Here is a 13,057-nt window from a genome sequence, read left to right as displayed (position 1 = left end):
GTGAGGGGGGCGGGCGGAGCGACGCCAAGGCCGTCTTTGCGGCAGTGAGGTCAGCACCCTGGGGTGCGACAGTCGGGGTCGTTCCGCCCGCCTGAGGCCATCCTGCGCTCGATCGGGGCGGCGTGGCAAGGGCCCAGCGGCCCCCGGTCCCACCCTCAGGCGATGGCCCAGGTCCCGTCCTGGACGGTGAGCCCGAGGTTGAGGAGGCGTCGCAGGTTGAGACCGGCGGCGCGGTGGTGCAGCCAGGCGTCGTTCTTGGCCACGCCCCGGTAGGGCACGCGGCGTGCTCCGCGCGTGAGCCAGGCGATGGAGCGTTCGACCATCGGCCGGTGCCGTCGGTAGACGGCCTGGAAGTCCGGGTCGGTGGCTCGTTCGCGGTGCTGTCGTTGGAGCTGGTGGTGCTCACCCAGGGTGACCTTGCGGCCACGTTCGGCGGTGGTGCACCGCTGCCGCAGCGGACAGCCGGCGCACGCGGCGCCGAAGGTCACCTTGCCCTTGGCACTGACGCCGCGGGTGAGCCCGGCCGGGCAGGTCAACGTCCCGGCGACCGGGTCGTGGATGAAGTCGTCCAGGGTGAACCCGCCCTCGACAGCCGGCCGCAGCGGCCAGGGTTTGAGGACCGGTTCCCACTTGCGGGCATCGAGCGTGGCCAGCATGTCACCGGAGGCGTAGGCGGAGTCGCCGAGCACCTGCACCGGCGCGTCAGGGGTGGCGGTGAGGGTGGAGTCGGTGGTGACCAGGTCGGCACCCACCGCGGCGTCGGAGTGCTCGGCCCCGTTGGTCTTCGTCAGCTTCACCATCGTCATCAGCCCGGTGTCCGGCTCGACGACGACATGGGCCTTGAACCCGTCCTGACGCCGTTCGCGGGTCTTGTGCGCGTGCCGGGCATCGGGGTCGACGGTGGAGATCATCCGGTCCGGCGCGGTCTTGCGGGCGATGCGCCACCGCCCGTCGGTGCCGTCGGAACCCTCCGCCGGCTCGACGTCCTGCCCGGCGACCAACGCCAGCAGCGCGAGGGCCTCGGCCGGTTTCCCACCCGCCTCGGACAGCAGCGCCAGGCCGTCCGGGTCGCCGTGCTCGTCGTGGTGGGCGGCGTCGAGAGCGGCCAGCAGGGCCAGGGCGTCGCCCACCAGTGCGCTCACCAGCTCGGTCCGGGCGGCCTCGTCCTCCCAGGCGATCCGCGGCTTGCCAGCGACCGTGTAGTCACCGCCGGTGACCTCGGCCAACCGGGTGCACTCCTGGACCACCAGTGCGTGCGCGCCCGGCACGTCGCGGCCGACCCGGCGGATCGAGGCGATCAGCTGGGTGACCGTGTCCTGCCGGGCGACCGCGTCGTCGAGCACCGTGGAGTCCAACGCCCGCCGCGTCTTGCCCGACAGGACACCGGTAGCCATGACGACCTCGCGGACCGCCTCGAAGATCCGGTCCGGACGTTGGCTGGCGGCCAGCCGCTTACGCCAGTACGTCAACGTCGAAGGGTGGAACCCGGCCCCGTCGACCGCGTACCCGCACGCGGCCTTCCAGCGCAGGTCGAACGTGAGCGCCTCGACCGCTTCCCTGTCAGAGTGCCCGTACAAGGACTGCAGCACCAGCACCGAGGCGATGACCTCTGGCGGGATCGAGGGCCGACCCCGCCCCGAGGGAAACAGGTCGGCGAACAGCTCCGGCGGGAACAACCGCAACCGGTGCTCGGCCAGGAACGCGAACACGCTCCCCGGCACCAACAGATGTCCCGCCAACGCCTCCACGTCCAACAGCTCCCGCTGCCGATCAGCCTCACCCTGCATGAAACAAGGATCGCAAGCCCACCCCGATCAGCACCCCGCGACGCGCGGGTTATTCAGCACCGTCCTAGCGCCTGCGGTTCGTCCTCGCCGTCGCCGGAGCGGTCCACGGATCCTCCGGCCACGGATGACGGGGGTACCTGCCCCGCATCTCGGCGCGCACCTGCGTGTACAGCCCCGACCAGAACGAGGCGAGATCGCCCGTGATCGCCAGCGGCCTCCCCGCAGGCGACAGCAGGTGAAACACCACCTCTGCCCTCCCGTCGGCCAGCCTCGGGGTGGCTGCCAACCCGAAACACTCCTGCAGCTTCACCGCCACGACCACCGGCCCGGCCTCGTCGTGGGCCGGGTAGTCGAGCCGGATCCGCGACCCGCTCGGCACCTCCAGACGCTCCGGTGCGAGCTCATCGAGCCGACCGGCCTCCGGCCAGGGCAGCAGTCTTCGCAGGGGAGCGGTGAGGTCGATCCCTGCCAGGCGACCGCTCTGGGCGGCGCCCTCCACCTCCGGGCCGAGCCACTCGGCGAGCCGCATCAGCAGCGCATCGTCACCGACGTCCGGCCACGGCGGCCCTATGACGCGGTGCAGCAGGGCGAGCCTTCGCCGTAGGGCATCGGCCGACCCGCTCCAGCCGATGACCTCGAGGCCCTTCGTGCGCAGCACGTCGAAGACGGCGTCCGATCCGAGCTCACGGGCGGGGACCGGGGTCGAGCTCAACTCGACGGCGCCCAACGCCGAGACGCGTCGCGCGCGAAGGCGACCGTCGACCAGCTCCCCGCGCACCTCCTGGGTGGCGGGGAGAACCAGGCGCGCGGTCGATTCGTCTGCAGGCGCCCCCGAGCGGATGACGGCGCCCGTGCCTGCCGCGCTGGCACCAGAGGCCCGGGTGACCTCCGCGACCGCAAGCCACTCGTGGCCGGCCAGCGTGGGCGGCGCCGCCGCCCGTGTGCCGGACCCGAGCAGATAGACGTCGCCGACCCGGCGGGCCACGCGCTCCGGGAAGGCGAGCGCGATGACGGTGGCGGCCGAGCCCCCCGAACCGGCACTATCGGCGACGAGGCGGGCCAGCCGGTCGGCCTCGGCCCGCCAGCGACCAGTCTCCGGGGACGATCCGCGCCGCAGTGAGCCCAGCTCCTGGGCCACGTCGCCTGCGACCCCGAGCTCGACGGCGGCGACCACCTCGGCGGCGAGCCGTGATCCCACCAGCGGTGCGGCGTCCAGCAGCGCACGCGCCCACCTCGGCGAGGCGGGGATCTCCGCAAGCTCACGACCGTGCGAGGTCACCCGCCCCTGCTCGTCGACGGCCTCGAGGCTACGCAGGACCTGTTCGTCCTCGAGCACGGAGGCCGCGGGGAGCGGAGAGGGAAGAGCGAGCCCTTCACCGCGGGGCGCGCCCCAGGTGGCGAGGGTGAGCAGCGCCGACGTCAGGTCCGCCGTCTGGCCCTCCGGAGTGACCTGCGGCCGCAGCCCCGAGTACGTCTCGCGGTCGTAGCAGCGCCACACGACACCTGGCCCCTGGCGTGCGGCACGACCGGCGCGCTGGTCGGCCGACGACCTGGCGCAGCGCACGGTCACCAGCCCAGACATCCCGCGGGAGGCGTCGCGCCGCGGTTCGCGGGACAGTCCGGCGTCGACCACCACCCGCACGCCGTCCACGGTCACGGACGACTCCGCCAGGTTCGTGGACACGACCACGCGCGGTCGATCGCCGGGGCGCCTGCCCGAGATGGCCCTGTCCTGCTCGCGCGACCCGACCTGTCCGTGCAGTTCGAGCACCTCCGCGTCCACCCGTGACGCCACCGTCTCCGCGACGATGCGCACCTCGCGCACACCGGGCAGGAAGACGAGCACGTCACCGTCGTCAGGTCGCTCGGAGAAGGCCCGGACGGTGGTGTCGGCGACGTGGGAGAGGAAGTCGCGGCTCACGCCCCGCGCGTCGGTGGGCAGCGGCCCGGGGGCGAACTGCTCCTCGAGCCTGTGCAGCACCGCGGGCACCCCGACGACCGGGGCCGGCGTGTCTGTGCCGAGCAGACGTGAGAGGCCCGCCGAGTCCGCCGTGGCCGACATGGCGACAACTGCAAGGTCGTCGCGCAGTTCGCGCACCTCGCCGAGCAGGCCGACCAGCAGATCGGTGTCGAGGCCCCGCTCGTGCACCTCGTCGAGGATCACCGCGCCCACGCCGTCGAGGCCGGGATCGCGCAGCAGCCTGCGCAGTAGGACGCCTGGCGTGACCATCTCGATCCTGGTCGAGTCACTGACCCTGCGCTCGCCGCGCACCGTGAAACCCACCAGGTCACCGATGCGGGTGCCGGTCAACTGGGCGAGCCGCCTCGCCGCCGCCCTCGCGGCCACCCGCCTGGGCTGGGTGACGACGACACGCCCCTCGACGACGCCCGCCACCATCGGCGGCGCAAGGGTCGTCTTCCCCGTGCCGGGAGGCGCCTCGACCACCGCGACCCGTCGCTCACCGACCGCCGAGCGTAACGGCTCGGACGCCGCAGCGAACGGAAGGTCACAGCCGTCGTCGACCAGCTCGGAGAGACTACGCATCCGCCAAGTGTGCCCGAGCCGTCATCTCAGGCCGGAGGTGGTGAGTCCCTGGACGAGGTAGCGCTGGAGGAAGAGGAAGACGAACAGCATCGGAAGCACGGCCACGAGCGTGCCCATGAACAGTTCGGGGTAGCGCACGCCCTGGCTCGTCATGAACTGCGAGAGGGCAACCTGGACGGTGCGCGTCGCGTCGCGCCCCACCAGGGTCGGCCACAGGAACGCGTTCCACGAGCCGATCAGCACGATCGTGCCGACCGCGGCCACGATGCCGGTCGAGTTCGGGACCACGATCCGCCAGAAGCTGGTCCACGGGTTGCACCCGTCGATCAGGGAGGCGTCCTCGAGTTCGGTGGGGAAGTCGAGGAAGAACTGCCGGAAGAGATAGGTGGCGAACGCGGAGAACATGCCGGGGATGACGAGGCCGCGGAAGGTGTCGATCCAGCCAAGTTGGGCGGTGATGATGAACATCGGGACGAACGTCGTCGCAGCGGGGACCATCAGCGTGAAGATGGTCAAGGCGAGCAGCGCACGCGACACGCGGTTGTCGTAGCGGGCCAACGCGTAGCCGGCCAGCAGGCTGACCACGACGGTGCCGACGGTCTGCAGCCCCGCCATGACGGCCGAATTGAGCATGGCGCGGCCGATGCCGATCGAGTCATTGGCCAGCAGCGACTGGAGATTTGTCAGGTTGACCTGGTCGGGAAGCCAGTTCCACTTCGCCGAGGTGATGTTGGCGTTGGTCGAGAAGGCGTTGCGCACGATGACGTAGAGCGGGAGCAGGAAGGCGATGGCGAGCGCGACCGCGACGCCGTAGCGCAGTGCCTGTCCGACGCGGGAGGTCTTCATGCCTTCTCACCCCGGTTCAGGACCCAGTTCTGCACGATGCCGAACACGACGATGATCGAGGTGAGGATGACGGTGCCCGCCCCGCCGACGCCCAGGTCCTGCTGACCGCCGCCGAGCGCGACGAGGAACAGGTGCACCAACGGCGGCCTGCCGTACGGCGGGTAGCTGCCGATCGAGCCGAGCATGTTGTAGAACTCGTCGAAGGCCTGGAAGGCGTTGATCAACAGCAGCATGATCACGGCAACGCTGGTCGCCTTCAGTTGCGGCAGCGTGATCCAGCGCAGCAGCCGCCACCCGGACGCGCCGTCGAGGGCGGCCGCCTCGTAGGTCTCGACCGGGATCTTGTTCAGGCCGGCGATGAACAAGATCATGTAGAAGCCGACCTGCAGCCAGAGTCGGGCCGTCACCAGCGCGATCCAGTACAGGTTGTTGCCTCCGCCGAGCCAGTTCACCGGGTCGATCCCGAACTGTCTCAGGAACGAGTTGATCAGGCCGAAGCGGGCCCCGTTGAAGAACCCGAAGCGCCAGATGATGGCGGCGATGACGTAGCTGACCGCGGTGGGGATGAAGAACACCGAGCGGAAGAAGGCCCTCCCGATCGTGATCTTGTCCAGCAGCAGGGCGAGCCCCAGCGAGCAGACGTAGGTCAGGGGGACGATGAACGCCGCAAAGGCCACGAAGACCACGAGCGAGTTCAGGAACAGGCGGTCGTGCAGGAGGTAGGAGTAGTTCGCCCAGCCGACGAACCGCGTCGGGGTGACCGTGTTGCGGGCCTCGAAGAACGAGAGGTAGGCGCTCCACACGATCGGCACGTAGACGAAGATCAGCAGGCCGAGAAAGAAGGGGGCGACGAAGGCCGCGAACCACAGGTTCCGGCCCTGTCGTCCGCGGATGCGATGCCACAGCCCCCGGCTCGGCGAGGGCTGCGCGGGGGCTGCGGCGTCGGTCATCAGCCCTGGAGCTTGGCCAGTTCGGCCTTCGCGGTCTCCTCGAAGGCCGCGAACTCCGCCTTCGGATCCTTGCCGTCCTTGATCACGTTGCTGATGGCGGCGTTGTAGGCGTCGCCCATCGCGCCCGACCACATGATGTCGTTGGCGAAGCCATACTCCGAGACGAAGTCGGCCGCGTCCTTGCCCGGGCCCTCAGCGAGCTTGTCGGCCTTGGCGACGAGCGCCGTCTTGGCCGGAATGTGGGTGCCGTAGGAGTTGGAGAAGTCGACCTGGTACTCCTCCTGGTCGATCCAGAGCCACTTCACGAACTCCTTCGATGCCTCGACGTTCTTGCCCTTCTCCGCGACGCAGGCGCCGAAGGCCCCGAACGGAACGGCAGGACGTCCACCGCTTCCGATCGCGGGGAAGGGCAGCACGCCGACGTCGTCGCCCCATGCCTTCTGAATGTCGGGGAGCGACCACAGGCCGCCCCACTGCATCGCCGCCTCGCCGTTGACGAACGCCGCGCCGTCGTACCACTCGGCGGAGGCGGCCTGGAGCAGCCCTGGCGAGGTGTAGAACTCGCGGTAGGCCGTCAGGGCCGCGTAGAAGTTGTCGTTGAGGAAGGCGACGGCGCTGCGGTCCTCGGTGAGCTGTTCGTTCCCCGAGGCCCAGATCAGGATCGTGCCGAGCACGCCGATGCCGCCGTCGTTGCCCGCGAAGAAGCCGCCGATGTCGGAGGTCTTGACCGCGTTGGCTGCCGCGACGAGCGCGTCGAAGGTGGTCGGAGGCTCGACCCCGGCGGCCTGGAGCAGCGAGGGGCGGTAGTAGAGCAGCTGCATGTCGATCGTCTGCGGGATGCCGTGGACCTTGTCCTCGAACGTGAACCGCTTCATCACCGCGGGGTTGAACTGGTCCTTGACCGGTGCGATGAGTTCGGTGAGGTCGGCGAGCTGTCCGGAGCGGATCATGTCGAGCGAGCCGCCCTGCTCGACCTCGAACACGTCGGGCACGTTGGCGGTGAGGAGCTGGGCGGCGAGGATCGAGGCGTAATCGCCCGGCGTCCACTTCACCTCCACCTTCGCGGCGGTGTAGGCGGCCGCGTACCTCTCAACGGCCTCCTTCACTCCCGGCTCACCGTACTCGTGGTACCACTGCTGGAGGGTGACGTCCGAGGCGGGTGCCGAGCCCGACGGCCCGGTCGAGCCGCCGGGCGACGCCGGGGGCGTGGAGGCGAGCGGGTTGTTCGACCCGCAGGCGGCAAGGGTGGCGGCTGCGGCGAGGCTTCCGCCGGCGATGAAAACGGTGCGTCGGGAAATCTGCATGAGAGCACTCTGGCACCATTCAGGTCCTCGCGGGGACGGGTGCCACAGAGTTTCACCCTAAGCTGACAGCGTGGCTCAACTTCCCGACGGCGAACCCGCACCCCTCGACGGCGCACTGCCCGAGAACGCCCGGGCCTCGACGGCGCCCCTGTCGATGTACGTGCACGTGCCGTTCTGCCGGGTGCGGTGCGGGTACTGCGACTTCAACACCTACACGATGACCGAGGTCGGCGACCGCGCGCCAGGAACCTACCTCGAGGCGCTCGAGCGTGAGCTCGACCTGGCTGCCCGCGAACTCGGCGAGCGCGAAGTGCAGACCGTCTTCTTCGGCGGGGGCACGCCCACGATGCTGCCCGCACCCGAGCTCGCGGGCATCCTCGAGTCGATCCGTCGTCGCTTCCCCGTCGCCTCCGAAGCCGAAGTCACCACGGAGGCAAACCCCGAGACCGTCACGCCCGGCTACTTCGAGCACCTCCGCGGGGCGGGCTTCACGCGGATCTCGCTCGGCCTGCAGTCGGTGGTACCGCACGTGCTCCGCGTGCTCGAACGGGCCCACACGCCGCAGCGTGGACTCGACGCGGCGCGGTGGGCACGCGAAGCGGGCTTCCAGCACGTCAGCCTCGACCTGATCTACGGCACGCCCGGCGAGTCGCTCGACGACTGGCGGGCGAGCCTCGACGCCGTCACGGCCACGCCGGTCGACCACGTCAGCGCCTACTCGCTGATCGTCGAGGAGGGGACCCGCCTCGCCGTCCAGGTGCGCAGGGGAGAGGTGCCGATGCCAGATGACGACGACCTCGCGGACAAATACGTCGCGGCCGACGAGGCGCTCGCGGCGCTCGGGTTCGCCAACTACGAGGTGAGCAACTGGTCGCTCCCAGGCGGAGAGTGCAGGCACAACCTGGCCTACTGGAAGGGTGCCGACTGGTGGGGCTTCGGCCCCGGGGCGCACTCGCACGTCGGGGGCGTCAGGTTCTGGAACCGCAAACATCCGCGCAGCTACGCGGAGGCTCTGGCCGCGGGCAACTCGCCCGCTCTGGGACGCGAGGTGCTCACCGACGAGCAGCACCGGATGGAGCGGGTCCTGCTCGAGCTCCGGCTGAGCGAGGGGCTCGACCTGGAGGTGCTCACCGACGCGGAGCGGGGCAGGGTCGAATCGGTGCTCGGCGCCGGGTTGGCGACGCTGCGGGACGGGCGCCTGGTTCTCACCCGACAAGGGCGTCTTCTCGCCGACGGGGTGGTTCGGGATCTGCTCGACTGAGCCGTCCGGGATAGGCTGACCTCGCACCGTCAGAGAAAGAGGTCGACATGCCAACCTTCCCAGAGGGGTTCACCTGGGGCGTCGCCACCGCGGCCTTCCAGATCGAGGGAGCCAGCCAGGAAGGCGGACGCACCGACTCGATCTGGGACGCCTACTGTCGCGTGCCCGGCGCGGTGCTCGGCGGGGACACCGGAGAGGTCGCCTGCGACCACTACAACCGGATGCCGGAAGACGTCGCCATGATCGCCGACCTCGGCTTCAACGCCTACCGGTTCTCCACGTCCTGGGCCAGGGTGTGCCCGGACGGCGGGGAGCCGAACCAGGAAGGGCTCGACTTCTACTCCCGCCTCGTCGACGAACTGAACGGCAGGGGCGTGACGCCCTGGCTGACGCTCTACCACTGGGACCTGCCGCAGGCGCTCCAGGAGCGCGGCGGCTGGACGGTCCGCGAAACCGCGGAACGGTTCGCCGACTACGCGGAGGCCACCTATCGCGCCCTCGGTGACCGGGTCGTCCACTGGAGCACGCTGAACGAGCCCTGGTGTTCGACCTTCCTGTCCTACGCGGGAGGCGAGCACGCACCGGGCCACACCGATCCCCGTGAGGCCGTCGCCGCGGTACACACCATCCTGCTCGCCCACGGCCTCGCCGCCGAACGGCTTCGTGCAGTCGCCGCCGAGAAGGGCTGGGAGCTCAAGCTCGGGATCACGCTGAACTTCAATCCCGCGCTTCCCGTCGACCCGGAGGATCCGGCGTCCGTCGAGGCCGCCCGCAGGGTCGACGGCGCCACCGCGCGGGTCTTCCTCGATCCGCTGTTCCGCGGCGCCTACCCCGAAGACGTGCTGCGCGACATGGCCGATGCCGGACTCGGAGACAACGTGCGGGAGGGCGATCTCGCGGTCGTCTCGGCCCCGATCGACTTCCTCGGGGTCAACTTCTACAACGCGATGGCCGTCGAGGGGCCAGCCGACGGGGAGTCGTGGGGCGACGGGTCGTCCAGCGAGGACGGGTTCACCTCCACCTCCGAGCGGGGCAGGGCGAGGCGCAGTGCCTGGGTCGGTTCCGAGGGCGTGCGCGTCGTCTCGCGCGGCAAGCGGCGCACGGCGATGGGCTGGGAGGTCGAGGGGCAGGACCTGCGCGACCTGCTCGTGCGACTGCAGCACGAGTACACCGGGCCGGCTGGGATCCCGATGGTGATCACCGAGAACGGTGCGGCCTACGACGACGCTCCCGACGAGGCGGGCTTCGTCGACGACACCGCCGACCGTGGCGCCTACTACCGCGACCATCTCACGGCGGTCGCGGAGTCCATCGACGCCGGCGCCGACGTGACGGGGTACTTCGCCTGGTCGCTGATGGATAACTTCGAGTGGGCCTTCGGCTACGCACGTCGCTTCGGCATCGTCCGAGTCGACTACGAGACCCAGGTCCGCACCCCGAAGGCCTCCGCCCTCTGGCTCGGGGAGGTCGCCCGCTCCGGCGGCTTCTGAGCTCTGCGGGCCCCGAGCGTTGCTCAAGTCGGTGACCTGACCGTTGACACCGGCCCCTCGCTGTCCTACTGTATTAAGCACGTAGTACAGCGATACAGAAGGGCGGTGAAAGACATGGAGTTTGATCCGAGTACCCCGATCTGGCTGCAGCTCGTCAGCGAGTTCACCCGCCGGATCGTCGTGCGGCAGTGGAGCTCGGGGGACAAGATCCCCGGCGTCCGCGAACTCGCGCTCGACCTCAAGGTCAACCCCAACACCGTCCAGCGGGCGCTCGCCGAGCTGGACCGCCAGGGACTCACCCGCTCGGAACGCACCACCGGCCGCTTCATCACCGATGACGAGAGTGTCATCGCCCATGCCCGGGAGGACCTGGCCGAGGATGCGGCCGACACCTATGCCCGACGCGCGCAGGGCCTCGGCATGAGCCTCACAGCGGCGCGCGAACTCCTGGGTCGCCAATGGCCCACCGGCAATGAAGGAGGAACGCCATGAGCCTCGTCTCCGTGACGAACCTGGTCAAGAACTACGGAAAGTTCCGTGCCATCGACGACCTCGATCTCGAACTCGACGGCGGCCGGATCGTCGGCCTGCTCGGCGAGAACGGCTGCGGAAAGACCACGCTGCTGAAGGTTCTCGCCGGAGCGCTCGCCGACTACGAGGGCGACGTCCGCATCGACGGCCACAGCCCCGGCCCCGAATCGAAGGCTGTCGTGTCCTTCCTGCCGGACGCCAGCTTCCTGCCCGACGGTGCCACCCTCGACGCCTGCATCCGGCAGTATCGCGACTTCTTCTCCGACTTCAGCGAGGACCACGCCCGTGACCTGATCGGCTTCTTCGGTCTCGAGACCGGGCGCAGGCTCTCCACGCTCTCCAAGGGCATGCGGGAGAAGGCGCAGATCGCCCTGGCCATGTCGCGCCAGGCGAAGGTCTACCTGCTCGACGAGCCCATCTCGGGAGTCGACCCCGCCGCACGCGAGGTGCTGCTGCAGGCCATCATCCGGGACCTGTCGCCCGAGGCGCTCGTCCTGGTCTCCACCCATCTCATCCACGATCTGGAGCCGATCCTCGACGGGGTCGCCTTCATGAGGCACGGACGGATCCTGCTCACGGGCGAGGTCGACGACCTCCGCTCCGAGCGGGGACTGTCCATCGACGCACTCTTCAGGGAGGTCTACCGATGATCACCACACTGTTCAAGCACGAGATCCTGCGCACCTGGCGCTGGCTCGGTCTGCTCACCCTCGGCGCCGCGCTCGTCGTGTCGGCTGCCACATTGCTCGCCACGGTGTTCCCGGCGCCGGTGAACCTCGCCTTCGGGGTGGTGGCCATCATCGTGGCGGCCCTGTACCCGTTCGCGGTGCAGCTGCTCATCTCGCTCGACTTCTACCGCTCCTGCTACTCGAAGACCGGCTACTTCACGGCGGCGATTCCGGAGAAGGGATCCACGATCTTCGGGGTGAAGGCGCTCTACGCCTATCTCGTGTCGCTGCTGGCGCTGGTGCTCGATCTTGGCCTGCTCCTGATCGCGGCCATCGGGATCGGCTCCGCATCGGGCATTCCAGCTTCCGCGACGATCGACACCGTGTTCAGCTCGCTCGCCATGGTGTGGGAGCTGCCCGCCTGGCTGCTCGTCTCGCTCATCGTGATCGTGGTGTTCCTTCCGCTCACCGGCATCACCCCGTATTTCTTCGCGGCGACGGTGGGAAGCGAGGCCTGGATCAACCGCTCCGGCTTCGGCGGAGTCGTGCTCGTCTGGTTCCTGTTCTACTTGGCGAGCCAGCTCGTCGGCGTCGCCGCCGTGTTCTTCGCCCCGGTGGCCGACCTGAACGCGTTCCCCGACGTGACGGTCTTCTACGATCCGATGCGGCTCGCCACCGCGGCCAACGATGCGCAGTACCTTCCGCTCGGCATCTTCGGCTGGATGCTCGTGATGGCCGTCGTGGGAATGTGGTGGGCCAAGGTGTCGTACAGCCGCAAGCTGGAGTTGCGCTGATACGGTCGCTGACCGTGGATCGTTACTCGAAGGACGTGCTGGCCCCCGGTTGGCAGAAGGCGCATCTCAAGCAGACGCGTGATGTACCCGTCGAACTCGACCTCGTGGTCGAGTTCGACGACTTCTGTGGGGCCGTCGTCGGCTGGGAGAACGGCATCGTGCTGCTCGAGGATCGCAAGGGCAAGCGGCGCGGCGCCCCGCTCGGTGCCGGCTTCCTGCTCGAAGGTGAGCCGGTGGCGCTGCGCCCGCCGCTGCGGGGCGGCGCGGCCAAGCCGAAGTACACCGCCTCCGGGTCGCGGGCGAGCGAGACCCCCGCGCCAGCGAAGGTGGCGCTTCCCTCCCGGATCTACGTCGAGGGCCGCCACGACGCGGAGCTGATCGAGAAGGTGTGGGGCGAGGACCTGCGCCACGTCGGTGTCGTCGTCGAGTACCTGGGCGGCATCGACGACCTGCCCGCCATCGTCGCCGAGTTCCGCCCGGAGCCGGGTCGTCGGCTCGGCGTGCTGGTCGACCATCTCGTCCCCGGCAGCAAGGAGTCGCGGATCGCCAAGCAGGTCTACCAGGCCGGCTACCGCGACACCGTTCTGATCGAGGGACACGAGTTCATCGACATCTGGCAGGCCGTCAAGCCGCAACGGATCGGCAGGAAGGCGTGGCCGAGCGTCCCCCGGGACGTCGACTTCAAGCTGGGCACCCTGTCGGCCCTCGGGCTGCCGCACCAGGACCAGGCGGACATCGCCCGGGGCTGGAAGGCCATCCTCGCCCGCGTCGAGAGTTGGCGCGACCTCGAGCCCCAGCTCAACACCAAGGTGGAGACGCTGATCGACTTCGTGACCCAGGACCATCTCGCGGACGACTGAGCCCCGCCCGTCCCCACTAAG

The 13,057-nt window shown here is 69.5% G+C and carries 11 protein-coding genes; 6 read left to right on the top strand and 5 right to left on the bottom strand.

Annotated elements, in window-relative coordinates:
- Positions 1 to 155: 155 nt before the first annotated feature.
- The 5 genes from BW733_RS00625 to BW733_RS00605 form a co-directional block, all read right to left on the bottom strand.
- Positions 156 to 1,787: an IS1182 family transposase gene (locus BW733_RS00625; RefSeq protein WP_077346978.1), complete on the bottom strand. Its 1,632-nt coding sequence runs from the start codon at positions 1,785 to 1,787 to the stop codon at positions 156 to 158.
- Between the two features lie 64 nt (positions 1,788 to 1,851).
- Positions 1,852 to 4,332 carry an ATP-dependent helicase HrpB gene (hrpB, locus tag BW733_RS00620; protein WP_077346976.1) on the bottom strand — a complete coding sequence of 827 codons (2,481 nt, stop codon included), beginning with the start codon at positions 4,330 to 4,332 and terminating at the stop codon, positions 1,852 to 1,854.
- Positions 4,333 to 4,353: 21 nt separating this feature from the next.
- Positions 4,354 to 5,178, bottom strand: a complete 825-nt coding sequence (locus BW733_RS00615) for a carbohydrate ABC transporter permease (protein WP_077346974.1) — start codon at positions 5,176 to 5,178, stop codon at positions 4,354 to 4,356.
- Entirely contained in the window at positions 5,175 to 6,128 is a 954-nt protein-coding gene (locus BW733_RS00610; protein WP_077346972.1) for a carbohydrate ABC transporter permease, read from the bottom strand. Before BW733_RS00610 ends, BW733_RS00615 begins: the two co-directional genes overlap by 4 nt.
- Positions 6,128 to 7,432, bottom strand: a complete 1,305-nt coding sequence (locus BW733_RS00605) for an ABC transporter substrate-binding protein (protein WP_077346970.1) — start codon at positions 7,430 to 7,432, stop codon at positions 6,128 to 6,130. Before BW733_RS00605 ends, BW733_RS00610 begins: the two co-directional genes overlap by 1 nt.
- A 70-nt stretch (positions 7,433 to 7,502) precedes the next feature.
- Between BW733_RS00605 and hemW the strand changes: the two genes are divergently transcribed.
- The 6 genes from hemW to BW733_RS00575 all read left to right on the top strand — a co-directional run bounded on the left by hemW (position 7,503) and on the right by BW733_RS00575 (position 13,036).
- Positions 7,503 to 8,693 carry a radical SAM family heme chaperone HemW gene (gene hemW / locus BW733_RS00600; protein ID WP_077346968.1) on the top strand — a complete coding sequence of 397 codons (1,191 nt, stop codon included), beginning with the start codon at positions 7,503 to 7,505 and terminating at the stop codon, positions 8,691 to 8,693.
- Between the two features lie 47 nt (positions 8,694 to 8,740).
- Positions 8,741 to 10,183, top strand: coding sequence for a glycoside hydrolase family 1 protein (locus BW733_RS00595; RefSeq protein ID WP_077346966.1), 1,443 nt, complete (start codon positions 8,741 to 8,743; stop codon positions 10,181 to 10,183).
- 114 nt (positions 10,184 to 10,297) lie between these two features.
- Complete coding sequence (locus BW733_RS00590) at positions 10,298 to 10,675, top strand: GntR family transcriptional regulator (protein ID WP_077346964.1); 378 nt, start codon at positions 10,298 to 10,300, stop codon at positions 10,673 to 10,675.
- Positions 10,672 to 11,364 (top strand): ABC transporter ATP-binding protein, encoded by a 693-nt coding sequence (locus BW733_RS00585; RefSeq protein WP_077346962.1) that lies wholly within the window; start codon positions 10,672 to 10,674, stop codon positions 11,362 to 11,364. The genes BW733_RS00590 and BW733_RS00585 overlap by 4 nt, the downstream gene beginning before the upstream one ends.
- Positions 11,361 to 12,176 carry a hypothetical protein gene (locus BW733_RS00580; protein WP_077346960.1) on the top strand — a complete coding sequence of 272 codons (816 nt, stop codon included), beginning with the start codon at positions 11,361 to 11,363 and terminating at the stop codon, positions 12,174 to 12,176. Before BW733_RS00585 ends, BW733_RS00580 begins: the two co-directional genes overlap by 4 nt.
- A gap of 14 nt (positions 12,177 to 12,190) precedes the next feature.
- Positions 12,191 to 13,036: a DUF3097 domain-containing protein gene (locus BW733_RS00575; RefSeq protein WP_077346958.1), complete on the top strand. Its 846-nt coding sequence runs from the start codon at positions 12,191 to 12,193 to the stop codon at positions 13,034 to 13,036.
- Positions 13,037 to 13,057: the final 21 nt, after the last annotated feature.

The organism is Tessaracoccus flavescens (assembly GCF_001998865.1).
Classification (GTDB): domain Bacteria; phylum Actinomycetota; class Actinomycetes; order Propionibacteriales; family Propionibacteriaceae; genus Arachnia; species Arachnia flavescens.
Note: the sequence above shows the minus strand (reverse complement) of the source record. Positions and strands in the feature narration are given on the sequence as shown.